Here is a 20,413-nt window from a genome sequence, read left to right as displayed (position 1 = left end):
GGCGAGGGCGCACGACGCTGTGGCAGAGTTGTGCCGTGACCAAGAACGAGACTGTCGACCGCGTGCGCGGTCCGGAACTGGAGTTGGCGACCACCCTCGGGAAGGGCGACAAAGCCCTGGTGATCGGACTGATCAAGGCCGAGAACGGCGACGAGGGCACCGACGGCGAAGCCACGGCCACCGAGCCGACGCTGGCGATCGGGGACGGAATCCTCGACGACGCGCAGGCCGACCAGATCGCATCGGCGGTCCGCCGACTGGGCGCGAACGGATCGCACGGTGAGATCACCCGCCTGCCCGGGCCCGACGGTCTCGGCGTCGACCTGGTGGTCGCGGTCGGACTCGGCACCGCGGACAACCTCGACGACGCCGATCAGCTGCGTCAGGCCGCCGGCGTCGCCGCGCGTGAACTCGACGGCCTCGAGCAGGCCGCAACGACCCTGTCGTCGGTGGACCTCGGTGCCACCGCAGAGGGATTCTTCCTGGGCGCGTACCGATTCGACACCTTCCGGTCCGACAAGACGCGACCCAAGAAGGCACCGGTGGCCCGACTGACCCTGCTCGTCGAGGACAAGGGCAAGGCGGCCAAGGCCGATCTCGCACATGCCGTCGCGGTGGCCGACTCGGTCGCGATCGCCCGCGACTTCGTGAACACGCCGCCGAGTCACCTCTATCCCGAGGAGTTCGCCGAGCGGGCCCGCCATCTCGGCAGCGCGGCAGGCCTCAAGGTCGAGGTGCTCGACGATCAGGCGCTCGAGAAGGCCGGATACGGCGGCATCATCGGTGTCGGCAAGGGATCGTCGCGACTGCCCCGGCTGGTGCGCCTGACCCACACCGGCAAGAAGGACGCCAAGAAGGTGGCCCTGGTCGGCAAGGGCATCACGTTCGACACCGGCGGCATCTCGATCAAGCCGGCCGCGAACATGGATCACATGACGTCGGACATGGGTGGTGCGGCCGCCGTCATCGGCGCCGTCATCCTGGCCGCGCGACTCGACCTCGACGTGTCGGTCACGGCGACCGTCCCGATGGCGGAGAACATGCCGTCGGGCACCGCGCAGCGGCCCGGCGACGTGCTCACCCAGTACGGCGGCATCACCGTCGAGGTCCTCAACACCGACGCCGAGGGACGTCTCATCCTCGCCGACGCCATCGTGCGCGCGTGCGAGGACGAACCCGATTACCTCATCGACACCGCCACCCTGACCGGTGCGCAGATGGTGGCGCTGGGGGCGCGCACCCCGGGCGTGATGGGCACCGACGACTTCCGTGATCGGGTCGCGGCGCTGTCCCGTGAGGTCGGCGAGAACGCGTGGGCGATGCCGTTGCCCGCGGAGCTGCGTGGCGACCTCAAGTCGCGGGTCGCCGATCTGGCGAACGTGACCAATCACCGCAACGGCGGGATGCTGTCGGCGGGACTGTTCCTCAAGGAGTTCGTGCCCGCATCGGTGGCCTGGGCGCACATCGACATCGCCGGTCCGGCGTTCAACACCGGCGGCCCGTGGGGGTACACCCCCAAGGGCGGCACCGGCGTCCCCGTCCGGACCATCGCCCGGGTGCTCGAGGACATCGCGGCGCAGGGCTGAGCGCCGCCGACGGACCGAGCGTGAGGCACGCATCAAATGTCCGGGCACACCACGTCTGTGTGACGCGAGCCGGGTAGGGTGATTCGGGGACGGACGGCTCACCCGCCACAGCCCGTCTCCGTGCACCGACGGCGCACACACCGCGGCGCGCAGACCTAGTGACCACACGTCGAGTTCAGGAGTCAACAACGATGGCCTTCTCCGTCCAGATGCCCGCCCTGGGTGAAAGTGTCACCGAAGGGACAGTCACTCGGTGGCTGAAGGAGGAGGGCGACACCGTCGAGGCCGACGAGCCGTTGCTCGAAGTGTCCACGGACAAGGTGGACACCGAGATCCCCGCCCCCACTTCGGGTGTGCTGACGAAGATCGTCGCGCAGGAAGACGATGTGGTCGAGGTCGGCGGCGAGCTGGCCCTGATCGGCGACGCCGGTGAAGAGGCACCGGCCGAGTCCGGTGGCGGCGAGGATTCGGCCGCTTCCGCGGGCGGCGACGAGCCCACCGACGCCGGCGAGCCGGAACAGGCCGACGAGGCACCGTCCACGGAAGCCGAGGCCCCGGCCGAGAAGCCGTCGGCGGAATCGACCAAGGGCGGTGGCTCCGCGCAGGGCACCGACGTGGTGATGCCCGAGCTCGGCGAGTCGGTCACCGAGGGCACCGTCACCAACTGGCTCAAGGCAGTCGGCGACGAGGTCGCCGCGGACGAGGCACTGCTGGAGGTCTCCACCGACAAGGTCGACACCGAGATCCCGTCACCGGTCGCCGGCACCCTGCTGGAGATCGTCGCCGAGGAAGACGACGTCGTCGAGGTCGGCGGCAAGCTGGCCGTCATCGGTGACGCGAATGCGGCACCCGCGAAGTCCGAACCGGAGCCCGAGGCCAAGTCCGAGCCCGAACCGGAGCCGGAACCCGAGCCCGAGCCGGAACCCGCCAAGGCCGAACCGGCACCCGCCGCTGCGGAGTCGAAGCCCGCGAGCGCACCCGCGCCGGAACCGAAGACCGTCGAGTCGACTCCCTATGTCACGCCGCTGGTCCGAAAGTTGGCCGCGGAGAACGACATCGACCTGAACAGCATCAAGGGCACCGGCGTCGGCGGCCGCATCCGCAAGCAGGATGTGCTGGCCGCGGCCGAGGCCGCCAAGGCTCCTGCCGAGGCGCCCGCACCCGCCGCATCAGCTCCCACTACTCCGCAGGCACCTGCCGCCTCGGCGTCGCCGGAGGTCAAGCCCGAGCTGGCCGCGTTGCGCGGAACCACGCAGAAGATCAACCGGATCCGGCAGATCACGGCCAAGAAGACCCGCGAGTCGCTGCAGACCAGCGCACAGCTCACCCAGGTCTTCGAGGTCGACATGACCAAGATCGTGACGCTGCGCAAGCAGGCCAAGGAATCGTTCAAGGCGTCCGAGGGTGTGAACCTCACCTTCCTGCCGTTCATCGCGAAGGCCGTCGTCGAGGCGCTCAAGGCGCACCCGAACGTCAATGCGTCGATCGACGAGGACAAGAAGGAGATCACCTACTACGACAAGGTGCATCTCGGCATCGCCGTCGACACCGAGCAGGGACTGCTGTCCCCGGTGATCCACAACGCCGACGACCTGTCGATCGCCGGGCTCGCCCGGGCCATCGCCGACATCGCGGGCCGTGCGCGGACCAACAAGCTCAAGCCCGACGAGCTGGCCGGCGGCACGTTCACCATCACCAACATCGGCAGTCAGGGTGCCCTGTTCGACACCCCGATCCTGGTGCCGCCACAGGCGGCGATGCTCGGGACCGGCGCCATCGTCAAGCGCCCGGTGGTCATCTCCGGTGACGACGGGTCGGAGTCGATCGCGGTGCGGTCGATGTCGTACCTGCCGCTCACCTACGATCACCGCCTGATCGACGGTGCGGACGCGGGCCGATTCCTCACCACCGTGAAGAAACGCCTCGAGCAGGCCGCGTTCGCCGCCGATCTCGGACTCTAGGACGCGATGCGGGTAGCCGTCGCCGGCTCGCAGGGGCTGATCGGCTCCGCGGTGGTCTCCGCCTTGCGGGACGCGGGCCACTCCGTGGTCCGCCTGGTTCGCCGCGAGGCGCTTTCCGATGACGAGTTCAGCTGGGACCCCGAGACATTCGGGGTTCCGGACGAGAGCCTGGAAGGCGTCGACGCGGTGATCTCGCTCGGCGGGGTCGGCGTCGCCAACCAACGTTGGACCGGCCGGTTCAAGCAGGAACTGCGGGACTCGCGGATCACCCCGACCGAAGTGCTCGCCGACGCTGTGACCCGCGCCGGGGTGCCGACGTTCATCAGCGCCTCGGCGACCGGCTACTACGGCAACACCGGGTCCGATGTTGCGACCGAAACCGACTCCGCCGGAGAAGGTTTCCTCGCCGGGCTGGTGACCGACTGGGAGCGTGCGGCCACGGCCGGTGCCGGCGGGACCCGGGTCGTGTTGCTGCGCACCGCACCGGTGTTGTCACGCAAGGGCGGCCTGCTGTCGCGGTTGCGGCCGGTGTTCTGGCTTGGACTCGGCGGCGCGATCGGCGACGGCAAGCAGTACTTCTCCTGGATCAGCCTGCCCGACGAGGTACGCGCGATCGCGTTCCTGCTCGAGTCCTCGATCAGCGGACCGGTGAATCTGTCGTCGCCGGGGGCGCTGCCGTTCGGCGAGTTCGCCGACGCCATGGGACGGGCGATGCACCGCCCGACGATCCTGAAGGTGCCGGCGTTCGCGGCGAAAGCCGTCGGCGGCGAGATGGCGGAGGAAATGATTCTGTTCAGTCAGCGCGTTGCACCTGGTGTGCTCACCGACAACGGATTCACCTTCGACCATCCGGGGATCGACGACGCGCTGGGATACGTCAATGCGTGATCGATCCATCCGCGCCTCCACCGCGCCGATCGAGGTCCGGCGACTCGGCGTCGTCGACTACACGTCCGCCTACGAGTTGCAGCATCGGCTCGCGGGCGAGCGGGCCGACGGCGCCCTCGACCACGACGTTCTGCTGCTGCTCGAACATCCGTCGACCTACACGGCGGGCAAACGCACCGAGGAAGCCGACCGACCCACCGACGGCTCACCCGTCATCGACGTCGACCGCGGCGGCCGGATCACCTGGCACGGACCGGGTCAGCTCGTCGGCTACCCGATCGTCCGACTCGCCGAACCGCTCGACGTCGTCGAGTACGTCCGGCGACTCGAGGAGGCCCTGATCACGGTGTGCGCCGACCTGGGAGTCGCCACGGGCCGCGTCGAGGGCCGGTCGGGTGTGTGGGTCACGGACCGGGACAGCGCGCCGAACCGGAGCGGAGAACGCAAACTCGGTCAGATCGGCATCCGGGTGGCTCGGGGTGTCGCGCTGCACGGCTTCGCCCTCAACGTCGACCCCGACATGGCGGCGTTCGAGGCGATCGTGCCGTGCGGTATCGCCGATGCCGGTGTGACCTCGCTGAGTCTCGAGGTCGGGCGGCCGATCACGGTCGACGCGGTCCTCGATCCGATCGCCGCGGCCGTCGAGCGGGCCCTCGACGACGACCACCACGCACCCGATGGGCTCATCACCGCGAGCGTAGGATCGGAGCGGTGACTGTGTCCCCAACCTCTGACGAGATCACTTCTCCCGCCACCACCCCGGGCGGAACCACCCCGAACACCGCCCCGAGTGGCCGCAAACTGCTCCGCCTCGAGGTGCGCAACGCGCAGACCCCCATCGAGCGCAAGCCGAACTGGATCAAGACGCGCGCCACGATGGGCCCCGAGTACACCGAGCTGAAAGGCCTGGTGAAGCGCGAGGGCTTGCACACCGTATGCGAGGAGGCCGGCTGCCCCAACATCTACGAATGTTGGGAGGACCGCGAGGCCACATTCCTCATCGGCGGCGAACAGTGCACGCGACGGTGCGACTTCTGCCAGATCGACACCGGTAAGCCGGCCGAACTCGACCGTGACGAACCCCGTCGGGTCGCCGAGAGCGTCCAGGCCATGGGCCTGCGCTACTCGACCATCACCGGCGTCGCCCGCGACGACCTGCCCGACGAGGGCGCCTGGCTGTACGCCGAGACCGTGCGCGCCATCAAGCGCCTCAACCCGGGTACCGGCGTGGAGAACCTCATCCCCGACTTCCACGCCAAGCCGGACCTGCTGGCCGAGGTGTTCGACGCCGGCCCGGAGGTGCTCGCCCACAATCTCGAGACGGTGCCGCGGATCTTCAAGAGCATCCGTCCGGCGTTCCGGTATGAACGATCGCTCGACGTGATCACCCAGGCCCGCGACTTCGGCCTGGTGACCAAGTCCAACCTGATCCTCGGCATGGGTGAGACCCCGGAAGAGGTCCAGTCGGCCATCGTCGACCTGCACGAGGCGGGCTGCGACATCCTGACCATCACCCAGTACCTGCGGCCGTCGCCGCGGCACCATCCGGTGGAGCGGTGGGTCAAGCCGGAGGAGTTCGTCGACCATTCCGAGTTCGCCACCGAGATCGGCTTCGCCGGCGTGATGGCCGGACCGCTGGTGCGGTCGTCGTATCGTGCCGGTCGCCTGTACGCGCAGGCGATGGCGCATCGCGGTCGCGAACTGGCGCCGGCCATGGCGCACCTGGCCGACGAGGGTTCGGCCAGCCAAGAGGCGACCAGCCTGCTCGCGCGCCTCGCCAAGTAGGCGCCACCCGCTCGAAGGCCCCGGTCGGGATCGAGTTCGACCGTCTCGTCCGGCGCGCAACCCTGCGACGTAAACTGGGCACCATGGCAAAGGCGCAAGACAAAGAGGCGAAGGCCGCAGCAAAGAAGGCCCGGAGGCAGGCGTCCAAGGAGAGGCGCCAGCAGCTGTGGCAGGCCTTCCAGATGCAGCGCAAGGAAGACAAGCGGCTCATCCCGTACATGGTCGGCCTGTTCGTCGCCATCGTCGCGGTCTTCGTCGTGCTCGGTTTCGTCTTCGGTTCGGTCTGGCTGCTGCTGCCGCTGGGTATCGTGCTGGGCCTGCTCGCCGCCTTCATCCTGTTCGGCCGTCGGGTGCAGCGCACCGTCTACACGAAGGCGGAGGGACAGGCCGGCGCAGCGGGTTGGGCCCTCGGCAACATGCGTGGCCAGTGGCGCGTCAAGCAGGCGGTGTCGGGCAACGCCCACCTCGACGCCGTGCACCGGGTGATCGGCAAACCGGGCGTGATCCTGGTCGCCGAGGGGTCGCCCACCCGCGTCAGAACGCTTCTGTCCCAAGAAAAGAAGAAGGTCGCACGCGTTGTCGGCGACACCCCGATCTACGAGATCGTCGTCGGCAACGACGACGGCCAGGTTCCGCTGAGCAAGCTCGAGCGACACATCAACAAGCTGCCCAAGAACATCGACGGCAAGCGGATCGACGCCCTCGAGGGCAGGCTCGCCGCGCTCGGCGGCAAGGCCCCGGGACCCGGGGTGCCCAAGGGCCCACTGCCGGGCAATGCCAAGGTGCGGGGCATGCAACGCACCGCGCGCCGCCGCAGCTGATCTGACGCCGGCTCAGTCCAGGAAGCCGTGCAACAGCGTCGCGGTGCCCTCGACATGTGCGCGCATCGCGACGGCGGCCGCATCGGCGTTGCCGGTGAGGATCGCGATGACGATCGCCTCGTGCTGTTCCTCCGAGTGCGCGATGTTGCGCTCGAGCTGCGGAATGCGATCGAGCAGGCGGTTGATCCGCATCCGGTTGTCGGCCACCAGCGCGACGACGGACGGCGCCCCGGCGGCCTCCGCGATCGCGAGGTGCAGCCGGGAGTCGAGCCGACGGTAATCGTCGCCGACGGCCACGCGGATGTCGGTGAGTCGGGTCCACAGGGATTCACGTTCGGCGGCCGAGAACGTCCGGCCTGCCGCCATGCGCGCAGCGCCGACCTCGAGGATCTCCCGGACCCGGAGGGCGTCGTCGAGTTCGGCGCGGGTGATCGGCTCCGCCTCGGCCGCCAGGTCGGAGTGATCGACGGAGCCCGGCGCCGGCAGGACCTCGGCGAGAAATGTCCCGCCGTAGCGGCCACGCCGCGACACCAGGAATCCGGCGTCGGCCAGGGCGCGGATCGCCTCCCGCAGCGTGTCGCGACTGACCCCCAGTCGCACCGCGAGCTCCCGTTCCGGCGGGATCGACTCGCCCGGTCCGAACACCCCCAGCCGGATCAGCTGCAGCAGCCTGCCGACCGTCTCCTCGAAGGCATTCGCCGGACGGACCGGCGCCAGCAGTGCGTCGGCGAGCTGTTCGGAGTGGGCCGAGGTCATCGGACTCCTACAGCGGGGTCACGTAGGCGGAGCTGATGCCACCGTCGACCAGGAACGTCGATCCGGTGATGAACGACGCGTCGTCGCTGGCCAGGAACGCGACCGCCGCGGCCAATTCCTCCGGCTCGGCGAACCGGCCCACTGGCACGTGTACCAGCCGACGGGCGGCCCGCTCCGGGTCCTTGGCGAACAACTCCTTCAGCAGCGGCGTGTTCACCGGTCCCGGGCACAACGCGTTGACCCGGATGCCCTGCCGCGCATACTGCACACCGAGTTCCCGTGACATGGCCAGCACGCCGCCCTTGGATGCGGTGTAGGAGATCTGCGACGTCGCCGACCCCATGACCGCCACGAACGACGCGGTGTTGACGATCGAGCCCTTGCCCGCCGCGGTCATGTGCCGCAGGGCGGCCTTGCAGGAGAAGAAGACCGAGTTGAGATTGACCGACTGCACCCGCTGCCACGCATCGAGATCGGTGTTCTCGATGAGGTCGTCGTCGGGCGGCGAGATCCCCGCGTTGTTGAAGGCGATGTCGACAGAACCGAATCTCTGTGCGGCGGTGTCGAACAGCTCGTCCACCTGCCCCTGATCCGCCACGTCGACGGGGACGAAGAGCCCGTCGACGTCGTCGGCGGCGCGTTTGCCCGCATCCGGATCCAGATCACCGATGACGATCGTCGCCCCCTCGGCATGCATGCGTCGCGCCGACGCCAGGCCGATGCCGCTGCCGCCGCCGGTCACGACGGCGACCCGGCCGCCGAGCCGTCGGGTCAGATCGACTGTGTTGCTCATGAAGTCCCTCTCTGGCTCTGCGCGGGCGTCGCGGCACCCACGGCGATGAAGACGTTCTTGGTCTCGGTGAATCCCAGTGGCGCATCAGGTCCGAGTTCGCGGCCCAGTCCGGACTGCTTGAAGCCGCCGAACGGCGTGGAGTACCGCACCGACGAATGCGAGTTGACCGACAGGTTCCCGGCGGCGACGGCGCGCGACACCCGCAACGCGCGCGACAGATCGTCGGTCCAGATGGAACCGGCCAGCCCGTACTCGGTGGCGTTGGCGATCGCGATGGCGTCCGCCTCGTCGTCGAACGGCAGCACGGTGACAACCGGACCGAAGATCTCCTCCACCACGGCCCGGTCGTTGGGCTGTGGGGTCAGCACGGTCGGCGGGAACCAGAAGCCGGGCCCCTCGGGAGCGGTGCCACGGAAGGCGACCGGCGCGTCGTCGGGGACATAGGACGCGACCTTCTGCCAGTGCGCCCGGGACACCAACGGCCCCATCTCGGTGGCGTCGTCGATCGGGTCGCCCACCCGCACACCCGCGACGGCGGGCTCCAGCAACTCCATGAAACGGTCGTAGACACTGCGCTGCACCAGGATTCGACTCCGGGCGCAGCAGTCCTGGCCGGCATTGTCGAACACGCCGTAGGGTGCGGTCGCGGCCGCCTGCTCGAGGTCGGAGTCGGCGAACACGATGTTGGCGCTCTTGCCGCCGAGTTCGAGGGTGATCCGCTTGACCGACTCCGCGGCCCGCGTCATCACGTGCCGTCCGGTCCGGGTGGAGCCCGTGAACACGATCTTGCCGATACCCGGATGTCCGAGCATCGCCTCGCCCACCACATCGCCCCGCCCGGGCACCACCTGGAGCAGCCCGGGCGGCAGGCCCGCCTCCTCGGCGATCTCGGCGAGCCGGATGGTGGTGAGCGGTGTCCATTCGGCGGGTTTGACGATCACCGCGTTACCCGCCGCCAGTGCGGGAGCGAATCCCCACGACGCGATGGTCATCGGGAAGTTCCACGGCGTGATGATCCCGACCACGCCGATGGGGTCGCAGAATGTCATGTCGATGCCGCCGGCCACGGGGATCTGCTTGCCCGACAACCGTTCCGGGGATGCCGAGTAGAAGGTCAGCACGTCACGGACGTGTTCGGCCTCCCACCTCGCCTGGCCGATGGGATGACCGGAGTTCGCCACCTCGAGAGCGGCGAGCTCGTCTCGGTTCCCGTCCACCGCCGCGGCGAGGTCACGCAGTCCGGCGGCGCGTGCGGCCGGAGAGAGCGCCGCCCAGATCCGTTGCGCCCGATGCGCGGTCGCGACGGCCTCGTCGACCGCCGATTCGTCGAGCAGGTCCACGGTGGTGACGACTTCCTCGGTCGCCGGGTTGATCAGATCGACTACCGTCATGCATCCACCTCCTCGGCCCGCACGAGCCGGAGTCGCGCAGCGTCGACCACCGCGGCGAAAAGCCGCAGGTCGTCGAGCCGTTCCTCGGGATGCCATTGCACGCCGAGGACGAAATCGTCACCGGGGAGTTCGACGGCCTCCACCAGCCCGTCCGCGTCGTGGGCGCTGACGATCAGTCCGTCGGCAACGCGGTCGACGGACTGATGGTGATAACACTGCGCGTCGACATGATCGCCGAGCAGCGACGCCAGTCGAGTGCCCGGGGCGATCTGGATCTCGGTGGGACTGAAGATCGCGTTACCGGCACGGTGACGCGAATGCCCGACGATGTCGGGCAGATGCTGGTGCAGCGTCCCACCCAACGCGACGTTGAGAACCTGGATGCCGCGGCAGATGCCCAGGATCGGCAGTCCACGACGCAGCGCGGCGTCGAGCAGTGCGAACTCCCAGGCATCGCGGTCGGTCCGCGGGCGATCGGTCTCCGGGTGCGGCTCCTGCCGGTAGCTCGCCGGGTTCACGTCCACCCCGCCGGTCAGCACCAGCGCGTCCAGGCCGTCGACCACGCGTTCGGCCACGCTCGCATCGACCGGCTGTGGGGGCAGCAGCACGGCGATCCCGCCCGAGCGGGCGACACCGTCGAAGTAGACCTGCGGCAGGAAACTCGCCCGCACGTCCCAGACGCCCGTCCGTGACTGTTCGAGATATGTCGTCAGCCCGACGACCGGCTTGCGGTCCCGTTCAGAGTCGCTCAAAGCCACGCACCCTTTCCCAGTCGGTCACCGCCGCACCATATGCCGCGAGCTCGACCCGCGCGTTGTTCAGGTAGTGCTCCACCACGTCCGGTCCGAAGGCGGTCGCGGCGAGCGTCGAGCCGGCGAAGAGGTCGGCGGCCTCCGCCAGTGAGGTCGGGAGTCGTTCCGCCGACCCGACATAGGCGTTGCCCGAAGCGATCTCGGGCAACGGCAACTCCCGATCGACGCCGTCGAGGCCGGCCGCGATCAGCGCCGCCACCGCCAGATACTGGTTGACGTCACCGCCCGGTGCCCGGCACTCCACGCGCATGCCGGCACCGTGCCCGACCACCCGGAGCGCGCACGTCCGGTTGTCCATGCCCCAGGCGATGGCCGTCGGTGCGAAACTTCCGTCGACGAAACGCTTGTAGGAGTTGATGTTCGGCGCGAAGCACAGTGACAGCTCACGCAGTGACGCGAGGATGCCCGCGATGAAATGACCGAACATCGGCGACATCCCGTCCGGCGCCGAATCGTCGGCGAACACCGGCGTACCGTCCTCGCCGCGCAGCGAGATGTGGATGTGACAGCTGTTCCCCTCCCGCTCGTCGAACTTCGCCATGAACGTGAGGCTCTTGCCGTGTTGGTCGGCGATCTCTTTGGCACCGTTGCGGTAGATGGTGTGGTTGTCACAGGTGACCAGCGCGTGGTCATAGCGGAAGGCGATCTCCTGCTGACCGAGGTTGCACTCCCCTTTCACACCCTCGCAGTAGAGACCGGCCCCGCTCATACCCCGGCGGATGTCGCGCAGCAGCGGCTCCATCCGCGTCGACGCGAGCATCGCGTAGTCGACGTTGTAATCGGTCGCGGGTGTGAGGTCGTGGTACCGCGTGGCCCACGCCTCGCGATAGGTGTTGTCGAACACCATGAACTCGAGTTCGGTGCCGACGAAGGGCACCAGACCGCGCTGGTCGAGTCGCTCGATCTGGCGGCGCAGGATGCTGCGCGGCGCCACGGTGACCGGTGATCCGGTCGTGGTGCTCAGATCCGCCAGCACCAATGCGGTCCCCGGCAGCCACGGGATCAGGCGCAGTGTGGAGAGGTCGGGGGTCATCACCATGTCGCCGTAGCCGGTGTCCCAACTCGACATCGCGTAGCCGTCTACGGTGTTCATCTCGACGTCGACCGCCAGCAGATAATTGCAGCATTCGGACCCGTGGGCCGCCACGTCGTCGAGGAACAGTCGTGCGGACACCCGCTTGCCGGTGAGGCGTCCCTGCATGTCCGGGAACGCGACTATCACCGTGTCGACCTCGTCGGCCATGACGCGTTCCTGCAGATCGGTCATGTCCAGCATGCCGTCGGTCATCGACACTCCTCTGCAGCCGTCGGTTTCTTGGTGACCAGCAGGTCGCTCACCGGTCCAGTCAACCATTGGACGATCGATCAACTCTGATCCACCTCACGATTTAACCCGAATGTTTCGTTTAAAGGAGGGTGTACCGACCATTGGAGTCCTATTCTGCCTTATCAGTGGAACCCGACCGGGCCGGCCCGCGAGCGTGTATCCGGCCCCCACCGAGAGCGAGATCGTGATGGCAGACGATTCGACACCGGCAGCTTCGACACCGGCAGCTTCGACACCGGCAGCGACGACACGAGCGATGAAGTCGTCCGGCGCCACCTACACCCACGCCGAGGACGGCTACTTCGAGAAACGACAGCTCAAACGCAGTGCGGGGTTCTGGGGGATCTGGGGCATCGGCATCGCCGCGGTCATCTCCGGCGATTTCTCCGGCTGGAACTACGGCATCGGCCAGGCCGGGTGGGGTGGCCTCGGCGTGGCCGCGCTGGTCATCGTCATCATGTACTTCGGCATGCTGTTCTCCATCGGGGAGATGTCGGCGGCCATGCCACACACCGGTGGCGCCTACTCGTTCGCGCGGGCGGCGATGGGCCCGTGGGGCGGCTTCGTCACCGGCTTCGCCGAGACCATCGAATACGTCTTCACCACCGGTGTCGTCGTCTACTTCTCCGCGTCGTACGCCAACGCGATCACCGACGACCTGTTCGGGCTGAGCCTGCCCGCCTGGGTGTGGTGGCTGATCCTCTACGCCATCTTCATCGCGTTGAACTCGTGGGGCGCCGAGGCGTCGTTCAAGTTCGCCATCGTCGTCGCAGTCGTGTCCATCGGCATCCTCGTGCTCTTCGGCATCCTGGCGATCGCCAACGGCGCCGTCGACTTCGGCAAGCTCCTCGACATCGACCCGGACACCTCCAAGGCCGGTGCGAGCGACTTCCTGCCGTTCGGCGTGATGGGCATCCTCTATGCCCTGCCCTTCGCGATGTGGTTCTTCCTCGGCATCGAGGAACTGCCGCTGGCCGCCGAGGAGGCGCACGAACCGACCAAGGACATCCCGCGTGCCGGGATCTGGGGCATGGTCACCCTCGTCGGCTGCGCGGCGATCGTGTTCTTCCTCAATCCCGCGGTCACCGGATCCGCCGCCCTCGGCGATTCCGACGAGCCGCTGCTCGACGGCTTCCGTTCCTTCCTGCCGTCCGGCTGGGCGTCGGTGCTGTCGGCCTTCGCCCTGATCGGACTGCTCGCCAGCCTGCAGGGCATCATGTACGCCTACGGCCGCAACCTGTACTCGCTGAGCCGGGCCGGCTACTACCCGAAGGTGCTGTCGCTCACCGGGTCGCGGCGGACACCGTACGTGGCGCTGATCGCGGGTGCGGTCATCGGCTTCGTCGCCCTGTTGGTCATCGAGTACTGGATCTCCGGTGCGGGAGCGATCGTTCTGAACATCGCGGTGTGGGGTGCGGTGCTCGCCTACATGCTGCAGATGATCTCGTTCGTCATCCTGCGGAGGAAGTACCCGAACGCACGCCGCCCGTACAAGAGCCCGACCGGTGTCGCGGGTGCCGTGGTCGCCTTCGTCATCGCGGCCATCACCTTCATCGGCGTGCTGATCAATCCGGACTACCGCGACGCGGTGATCGCCATCGTCGTGTTCTACGTGATCGGACTGCTGGTGTTCGGCCTCTACGGACGCCACCGGCTGGTGCTCTCCCCGGAAGAGGAGTACGCGGTGACCGGCGGCCTGCACGGGTTCGATCCGGAAGCCGAAGGCCTCGGCGGGACGATCGAGGACGAGATCCTCAAGGGGAAGACGGACTGATCAGCGGGTGCGCACCAACGCGGTGCCGGTCGCACGATCGTGCATGGCGCGACCGTTGTAGTCGTTGATCAGTGCCGGGACCAGGAACACGATCAGCACCTGACGGCCGAGGGTGCGGAGGATGCCGACGGCAGCGAACGGTGCCTTGCCGGTCGCCTCCGCCTCGGTCCGCTCCGGACCGAAGTCGACGCGTGCCACACGCAGACCGAGCGCGAACTGACCGGGCGTGAACCCGAAGAACGTCACCGCGACGATGCCGAGGACAAACCACACGCCGAGCACGGTCGTCCCCAGGGTCGGTGATCCGAACGGCACGAACAACAGCGACAGCCCGCCCGCGAGCAACCAGTCGACCAGCAGTGCCGCGGTGCGCTGCCATCCGCCCGCCAGCGCGCCCGGACCGGATTCCGGCAGGCCGAGATCCTGCCCGCGATAGTCGACGTCCCCGCCACTCGGTCCGATCTGTGGACCCGACAGCCAGGACCCGGTCGCGCGCCCCATCAGCGGTCACCCCGCCGGCCGGGTCGGCCGGCTGCGCTGGACCGCGATGTGGTGGACCCCGGTGTGCCGGGCCCAGGTGTGTTGGGCCCCGGCGTGCTGGACATGGTGCATCGACGCATACCGCCATGGTAGTCGCGCTGTTCGCGGCGCCGATGTGCGCTCCACCGGGCCGCCGACCCGTGTGTTCGGCCGAGGTTTTCCGGGACTTCGATGGAGTTCCGTTCGGCAACGTGGCATCGTTGCGATGCGGAACGACAGAGTTGCACCGAGGTGTCCGGCATCAGCCGCGTAACACAGGAGAAACACGGTCTTGACGCACGGGCAACTTCGCGTCCATACGGTTCTGGCTGAGATCCGCTGCTGCATTCTCGGTGGCGGATGAGGCGGGCCAGGTGATCTGGCCACCCGACCAAGTTAAGGAGTCACCGCACGGTGTACAGCAGCAAAGAAGAACTTCTCGAGGGCATCAAGAAAGAGGGCGTCGAATACGTCGACATCCGCTTCTGTGACCTGCCCGGTGTGATGCAGCACTTCTCGATCCCGGCCACGGCGTTCACCGAGGATGTGTTCGAGGACGGTCTGGCGTTCGACGGTTCGTCGGTGCGCGGCTTCCAGTCGATCGACGAGTCGGACATGATGCTGCTGCCCGACCCCGCCACCGCGCGGATCGACCCCTTCCGCAAGGCCAAGACGATGAACATCAGCTTCTTCGTCCACGATCCGTTCACCCGTGAGGCCTACAGCCGCGACCCGCGCAACGTCGCCCGCAAGGCCGAGGACTACCTGGCGTCGACCGGCGTCGCCGACACCTGCTTCTTCGGTGCCGAGGCCGAGTTCTACATCTTCGACTCGGTGTCCTTCGACTCCCAGATGAACGGCACCTTCTACGAGGTCGAGTCGGAGTCCGGCTGGTGGAACAGCGGCTCGCCGACCGACCCGGACGGCAGCCCGAACCTCGGTTACAAGGTCCGTCCGAAGGGCGGATACTTCCCCGTCGCGCCGTACGACCACTACGTGGATCTGCGCGACGAGATGTCGACCAATCTGACCAACGCGGGCTTCGAGCTCGAGCGCGGTCACCACGAGGTGGGCACCGGCGGTCAGGCGGAGATCAACTACAAGTTCAACACGCTGCTGCACGCCGCCGACGACGTGCTGCTGTTCAAATACATCATCAAGAACACGGCGTATGCGAACGGCAAGACCGTCACCTTCATGCCGAAGCCCCTGTTCGGCGACAACGGCTCGGGCATGCACGCCCACCAGTCGCTGTGGAAGGACGGCAAGCCGCTGTTCCACGACGAGGCCGGCTACGCGGGCCTGTCGGATCTGGCGCGCTACTACATCGGCGGCATCCTGCACCACGCACCGTCGCTGCTGGCGTTCACCAACCCGACGGTGAACTCCTACAAGCGTCTGGTGCCGGGCTACGAGGCCCCGATCAACCTGGTGTACAGCCAGCGCAACCGCAGCGCGTGCGTGCGTATCCCGATCACCGGCAACAACCCGAAGGCCAAGCGTCTCGAGTTCCGTTGCCCGGACAGCTCGGGCAACCCGTACCTGGCGTTCGCCGCGATGATGATGGCGGGCCTCGACGGCATCAAGAACAAGATCGAGCCGCACGAGCCCGTCGACAAGGACCTCTACGAGCTCCCGCCGGAGGAGGCCAAGGGCATCCCGCAGGCCCCGACCTCACTGTCGGCCGTCATCGACAAGCTCGAAGAGGATCACGAATACCTCACCGCCGGTGGCGTGTTCACCGAGGACCTCATCGAGACCTGGATCGCGCTCAAGCGTGAGAACGAGATCGAGCCGGTGCAGATCCGTCCGCACCCGTACGAGTTCGCGCTCTACTACGACTGCTGAGCACAGGCACCATCCCCGAAGGGCGGCCGGGTCACCGGCCGCCCTTCGGCGTCTGGCCGATGACGGATTTTCGTGATTGGCCTCACGTTAAGGCCCTTGTACCCTGCCGTTTCACACCGATTCCCCTTAGGTTGATAGCCATGACCACCACCATGCGCACCAGATTCGTCGAAGACCTCGCACCCGGCGACCGTTTCAGCGTCGATGGATTGCGGGCCGTAGTCCGCTCCGCCGTACCCGACGAGACGGGTGACAACCTGATCATCTCGCTCGTGAACAGCTCCGACGAGCGCGATGTGATCACCTTGTCGCTGGGCACCAAGGTCGAGATCCTCTAGCTCCACCCGGGCCCGACGGTCCGCACACCGACCTCCGAATCGATGCCGATCCGTTGACGGTCGGTGACCCGAAACGCCCGCCGAGCGCGGGCGGACCGGCCTAGTCTGCGGGTCAGGAGGTCATCATGGACGTCGGAAGTCTGATCGCTGCCCTACTGCTCGGTTTCGTGTGTGGCGCCATCGCGCGTGCGCTCATCCCGAACGACGCCTTCAACACCATGAGCGGCTGGCAATCCTGGGTTGCCTCCACGGTCCTCGGTTTGCTCGGCGCCCTGCTCGGCTACTGGATCTTCACCGGCCTGCTCGGGATCGGCGATTCCGACAAGTTCGATTGGGGCGGCATCGTCGGTGCGCTCATCGGGTCGATCATCGTGGTCGCGATCGGCTCGGCGATCCTCAAGCGGACTCGCGCGCCGCGGGCCTGAACGTCCTCATCACTGAACGTCCTCATCCCTGAACGTCCACGTCACTGTGCCTGTGCGGGCGCGGTCGGCGAGGGTGCCGTCGACCGGTGCGCGATTCCTTCCGCCACCCCCGCGATCCCCTGCCTGATGATGTCACCGTATGCGTCGTCTCCGAGTAGGTCGAGACGATCGCGTGCTGCCGCCAGATGCGTGCCCGCGGCCTCGAACGAGCCGAGGCGGCGCAGGTTGTCGGCGAGGTTGAGGTGCAGTGAGGGATAGAACGCCGCCACCTGCAGGTCGTGACCGTGCGCCGTGACCGGGCCGTCCGAGAGTGCGTCGGCCGCGTCGAGCGCACGGGTGTCCCACATCAGCGCTTCGGCCGGGTCGGCGAACATGTCCGCGAGGTAGTGCGCCAGCACGCACCGATGAAACGCGTCGCCGTCGGGCCGGATCTCCGTCCAGAGAGCGATCAGCGTCTGCCGTGCGCCGGCGAGGTCACCACCGTGCGACCGTCCGACCGCCGCGGTGATACGCGCCAGGACCGGATCGCTCGGTGCTTCGGTCATCGTTGTCCCCGTTCGTCGTTCGTCGTGTCCTCGGTGGACAGGTCGCGATCCGCGTCGTGATCCGCGCCGTGAACTGATGGCGACGCGCCGTCCTCATCGAGTCCCACCGCGAACGGTTCGATGAGTGCCGGCGCGCCACCCACCCGACCGATGGGTCCCGAACCGAAGAACGGCGGCACCACATCGCAGGGCACCACGTGGTCGGCGTGGTCGTCGAGCGCGTTCAGCACCAGCGCGGCAGCCCGTTTCGAACCGCAGATCGCCAGATGGTCGCTGAAATCGGTGCGACAACCGTCCTGGACCACGATGTTGGTCACCGACGTCCCGGGCGGTCCGGGTAGCTGCCCGCTGGTGTACGGACGCACGAACTCGTCGTGCTCGGTCGAGATGTTCGTGTATTCGATACCTGGAAGATACGGCCCACCATCGGAATTCAACGTGGTGATGAAATCCGAACCGGCCGCCATCTGGAGCGCCGAATAGCACGGGATGAGCGTCGACGGGTCCAACCCGAAGCGCAGGTTGAGGAAGTGGAAGATCTCGTGGGTGTGGGAGAACGCGGTGGTGCCCTGCCACAGCGGCGCCAACGACACGTACTTGCGGATCTTGTCCGCGCCGCCGAGGAACTTCGCCCAGTAATCGGGCACGATGGTGCCCTGCGAATGGCCGACGACGTCGATCTTGTCGGCACCGGTTGCGTCGAGGACCTTCTGCGCGAACGCGCCGAACTCGGCGGCGCTGTCCTCGATGCGATTCATCCCGCCCAGCGCGGACATCGGCCATGCGGCGCCCGCGACCGCCCCGTAGGTGAGTGTGAACACCGAGAACCCCTCGCCGACGAGCAGCGGCACGTAGGTCCCCCAGTTGCTCTGTGCGCCACCCCCGGTGCCGTGGACCAGGATCACCGGGTATCGGTGGGTGGCGCCCGGCGGCGTGTCCCACCGGTTGGCCCCCGGCAGCGACCCGCCGGGGTTCCGGATCTCCGGCTCGATCCCGGAGAAGAAGTCGTAGACCACCTGATGGTGGTCTACCTCGTCGGAGCCGAAGTGGAGGTCGAGCACCCGCTGCGGCACGTGGTGGGCGACCTCCTCCGCGACCGCGATCCCCGGTGCCGCGACCTTCTGCCCCACACGAAGAGGCAGGGTCAGCGCGTCACCGAGGATGCGACCGATCGGATGGATCTGCATGGCCACAGGCTAGGGGATCCGACTGACATCCCGGTCGGCGGCGGCACGGACCCGACCGTTGTCCACGGCCCCGGTACGCGGTCGGTCCCACAGTGCCCAGCAGACGACCGCAGCGGAGACCACGAGCACCGCCGCACCGACCCACGCCGCGACGGTGAGGCCGTCGACGAAGGCCTCGCGCGCGGCGGCCAGCACCGCCGCACCCTGATCGGGCGCGAGGTGCGGTACCGCGGCCACCGCACCCGCCAGACTCCGCGACGCCTCTCCTCCGATCAGGTCGCCGGGGAAGGCGGCGCGGAACACCGCGTTGACCACGCTGCCGAGGATCGCGATACCCAGCGCCCCACCGAGTTCGCTCGACGTCTCCAGCAGCCCCGACGTCGCGCCGGCGCGGTCCGCCGGTGCCACACCGACCACATGGTCCGCGATCATCGACGTGGTCGCCACGATGCCCGACGCCAACAACGTTGCCCCGATCAGCACCGCGACCAACGAGTCCGTCCCGGTGAATGCGCCGAGGGTGGCGAAACCCGTTGCACCGGTGAGTAATCCCGCGACCATTACGGCCAGCCGACCGACGCGTTGCGCGGCACCGGCGGCCAGCGGCGCCATCGCACCGACCGCGACCGACGGCGCCAGACTCCACAGTGCTGCGCGCAGCGGTGAGAACCCGAGCACCGACTGCAGATACTGCGTCATCAGGATCGAGTTGCCCAGCAGGGCGAACATGCAGACGAGGTTGGTCCACACCGAGGTGGCGAATCGTCGCTCACCCAGCAGTGCGAGATCGACCATCGGTTCCTCGATCCGCCTCTGCCGCATCACGAAGACCACGCCCACGAGCAGTCCGACCGCGAGCATCAGCACCCGCGGCACCGACCAGCCGTCGGCGGCGAGGTTCTTGATCGCCGCGACGACCGGCAGCATGGACCCCAGGACCAACGCGGCGCTCAGCAGATCCACTCGTCGACCCGGCGTCGACGTGTGGCCCGGCAGGACCAGCGGGGCGGCCAGCATGAGCACCACCATGATCGGCACGTTGATCAGGAACACCGACCCCCACCAGACGTGTTCGAGCAGCAGGCCGCTGATGACCGGACCCACCGCCACGCCGCCGGCCAGCACCGCATTCCAGATGGCGATGGCCTTCGTTCGCTGGGTGGCATCGTCGAAGATGTGCCGGATCATCGCGAGCGTCGAGGGCATCAGGGTCGCCCCGGCCACCGCGAGGAGCGCCCGGGCGCCGATCAGCATCTCCGCCGAGGTGGCGAACGCGGCAGCCAGTGACGCCACACTGAACCCCGCGGCCCCGATCATCAACAGCCGTCGGTGCCCGATCCGGTCGGCCACCGACCCCATCGTCAGCAGCAGACCCGCGAGGACGAATCCGTACACGTCGAAGATCCACAGTTGTTGCTCCGGAGTCGGCGCCAGATCCGCCGCGATGTATGGCACGGCGAAGAAGAGGACGGACACGTCCATGGACACGATGAGCATCGGCAGGCACAGGACGAGCAGACCGAGCCAGGGAGATCGGCGCCAGGGAGATCGGCGAGGCATGGCAACACCTTTCATATCTGCGTACTTAATAGACTGTTTATTGGATACGCAGATATTAGGCAGAAACTGTGTACATGGCAAGCAGTTGGTTACGATG

General features: G+C 67.7%; 19 protein-coding genes. 10 read left to right on the top strand and 9 right to left on the bottom strand.

All coding sequences use genetic code 11. The annotated features are described in order from the left end of the window. The first annotated feature begins 35 nt into the window (after positions 1 to 35). From D7316_RS01045 to D7316_RS01020, 6 genes are all read left to right on the top strand, one after another. The gene (locus D7316_RS01045; protein WP_124706655.1) at positions 36 to 1,586 is read left to right on the top strand and encodes a leucyl aminopeptidase; all 1,551 of its coding nucleotides are present in this window, start codon (positions 36 to 38) and stop codon (positions 1,584 to 1,586) included. 191 nt (positions 1,587 to 1,777) lie between these two features. Continuing rightward, a complete protein-coding gene (sucB, locus tag D7316_RS01040) occupies positions 1,778 to 3,547 on the top strand; it encodes a 2-oxoglutarate dehydrogenase, E2 component, dihydrolipoamide succinyltransferase (RefSeq protein ID WP_124706654.1) in 1,770 nt (589 codons plus the stop codon). 6 nt (positions 3,548 to 3,553) lie between these two features. After that, complete coding sequence (locus tag D7316_RS01035) at positions 3,554 to 4,435, top strand: TIGR01777 family oxidoreductase (protein ID WP_124706653.1); 882 nt, start codon at positions 3,554 to 3,556, stop codon at positions 4,433 to 4,435. Beyond that, a complete protein-coding gene (gene lipB, locus D7316_RS01030) occupies positions 4,428 to 5,150 on the top strand; it encodes a lipoyl(octanoyl) transferase LipB (RefSeq protein ID WP_124706652.1) in 723 nt (240 codons plus the stop codon). The genes D7316_RS01035 and lipB overlap by 8 nt, the downstream gene beginning before the upstream one ends. 23 nt (positions 5,151 to 5,173) lie before the next feature. Further along, positions 5,174 to 6,220 (top strand): lipoyl synthase, encoded by a 1,047-nt coding sequence (gene lipA / locus D7316_RS01025; protein ID WP_124711021.1) that lies wholly within the window; start codon positions 5,174 to 5,176, stop codon positions 6,218 to 6,220. An 83-nt stretch (positions 6,221 to 6,303) separates the two neighbouring features. Next, positions 6,304 to 7,041, top strand: a complete 738-nt coding sequence (locus D7316_RS01020; protein WP_124706651.1) for a DUF4191 domain-containing protein — start codon at positions 6,304 to 6,306, stop codon at positions 7,039 to 7,041. 12 nt (positions 7,042 to 7,053) lie between these two features. Here D7316_RS01020 and D7316_RS01015 read toward each other — a convergent pair whose 3' ends face one another. The 5 genes from D7316_RS01015 to D7316_RS00995 are packed head-to-tail and all read right to left on the bottom strand — an operon-like array spanning position 7,054 to position 12,081. Then, entirely contained in the window at positions 7,054 to 7,797 is a 744-nt protein-coding gene (locus D7316_RS01015) for a FadR/GntR family transcriptional regulator (protein WP_124706650.1), read from the bottom strand. A gap of 7 nt (positions 7,798 to 7,804) precedes the next feature. After that, positions 7,805 to 8,590 (bottom strand): 3-oxoacyl-ACP reductase, encoded by a 786-nt coding sequence (locus D7316_RS01010; protein ID WP_124706649.1) that lies wholly within the window; start codon positions 8,588 to 8,590, stop codon positions 7,805 to 7,807. Further along, positions 8,587 to 9,981 carry an aldehyde dehydrogenase family protein gene (locus D7316_RS01005; RefSeq protein WP_124706648.1) on the bottom strand — a complete coding sequence of 465 codons (1,395 nt, stop codon included), beginning with the start codon at positions 9,979 to 9,981 and terminating at the stop codon, positions 8,587 to 8,589. The genes D7316_RS01010 and D7316_RS01005 overlap by 4 nt, the downstream gene beginning before the upstream one ends. After that, positions 9,978 to 10,733, bottom strand: a complete 756-nt coding sequence (locus D7316_RS01000; protein WP_124706647.1) for a gamma-glutamyl-gamma-aminobutyrate hydrolase family protein — start codon at positions 10,731 to 10,733, stop codon at positions 9,978 to 9,980. Before D7316_RS01000 ends, D7316_RS01005 begins: the two co-directional genes overlap by 4 nt. Further along, a complete protein-coding gene (locus tag D7316_RS00995) occupies positions 10,720 to 12,081 on the bottom strand; it encodes a glutamine synthetase family protein (RefSeq protein ID WP_124706646.1) in 1,362 nt (453 codons plus the stop codon). Before D7316_RS00995 ends, D7316_RS01000 begins: the two co-directional genes overlap by 14 nt. Before the next feature lie 295 nt (positions 12,082 to 12,376). On the opposite strand from D7316_RS00995, the gene D7316_RS00990 reads away from it, so the two are divergent. Continuing rightward, the gene (locus D7316_RS00990) at positions 12,377 to 13,894 is read left to right on the top strand and encodes an amino acid permease (RefSeq protein ID WP_124706645.1); all 1,518 of its coding nucleotides are present in this window, start codon (positions 12,377 to 12,379) and stop codon (positions 13,892 to 13,894) included. Here the strand turns inward: D7316_RS00990 and D7316_RS00985 are convergent, their stop codons facing one another. After that, positions 13,895 to 14,395: an RDD family protein gene (locus tag D7316_RS00985; protein WP_124706644.1), complete on the bottom strand. Its 501-nt coding sequence runs from the start codon at positions 14,393 to 14,395 to the stop codon at positions 13,895 to 13,897. A 432-nt stretch (positions 14,396 to 14,827) separates the two neighbouring features. Between D7316_RS00985 and glnA the strand changes: the two genes are divergently transcribed. The 3 genes from glnA (at position 14,828) to D7316_RS00970 (ending at position 17,024) form a co-directional block, all read left to right on the top strand. Beyond that, positions 14,828 to 16,261, top strand: coding sequence for a type I glutamate--ammonia ligase (glnA, locus tag D7316_RS00980; protein WP_124706643.1), 1,434 nt, complete (start codon positions 14,828 to 14,830; stop codon positions 16,259 to 16,261). Between the two features lie 140 nt (positions 16,262 to 16,401). Continuing rightward, complete coding sequence (locus D7316_RS00975) at positions 16,402 to 16,599, top strand: hypothetical protein (RefSeq protein ID WP_124706642.1); 198 nt, start codon at positions 16,402 to 16,404, stop codon at positions 16,597 to 16,599. A 125-nt stretch (positions 16,600 to 16,724) separates the two neighbouring features. Continuing rightward, positions 16,725 to 17,024, top strand: a complete 300-nt coding sequence (locus tag D7316_RS00970) for a GlsB/YeaQ/YmgE family stress response membrane protein (protein WP_197718159.1) — start codon at positions 16,725 to 16,727, stop codon at positions 17,022 to 17,024. A 41-nt stretch (positions 17,025 to 17,065) separates the two neighbouring features. On the opposite strand, the gene D7316_RS00965 is transcribed toward D7316_RS00970, so the two are convergent. The 3 genes from D7316_RS00965 to D7316_RS00955 are packed head-to-tail and all read right to left on the bottom strand — an operon-like array spanning position 17,066 to position 20,316. Beyond that, the gene (locus D7316_RS00965; protein WP_124706641.1) at positions 17,066 to 17,569 is read right to left on the bottom strand and encodes a hypothetical protein; all 504 of its coding nucleotides are present in this window, start codon (positions 17,567 to 17,569) and stop codon (positions 17,066 to 17,068) included. After that, complete coding sequence (locus D7316_RS00960; RefSeq protein WP_124706640.1) at positions 17,566 to 18,756, bottom strand: esterase/lipase family protein; 1,191 nt, start codon at positions 18,754 to 18,756, stop codon at positions 17,566 to 17,568. The genes D7316_RS00965 and D7316_RS00960 overlap by 4 nt, the downstream gene beginning before the upstream one ends. Before the next feature lie 9 nt (positions 18,757 to 18,765). Continuing rightward, positions 18,766 to 20,316, bottom strand: coding sequence for an MFS transporter (locus D7316_RS00955; protein WP_232016710.1), 1,551 nt, complete (start codon positions 20,314 to 20,316; stop codon positions 18,766 to 18,768). Between the last annotated feature and the right edge of the window lie 97 nt (positions 20,317 to 20,413).

The organism is Gordonia insulae (genome assembly GCF_003855095.1).
In the GTDB taxonomy this organism is placed as follows: Bacteria; Actinomycetota; Actinomycetes; order Mycobacteriales; family Mycobacteriaceae; genus Gordonia; species Gordonia insulae.
Note: the sequence above shows the minus strand (reverse complement) of the source record. Positions and strands in the feature narration are given on the sequence as shown.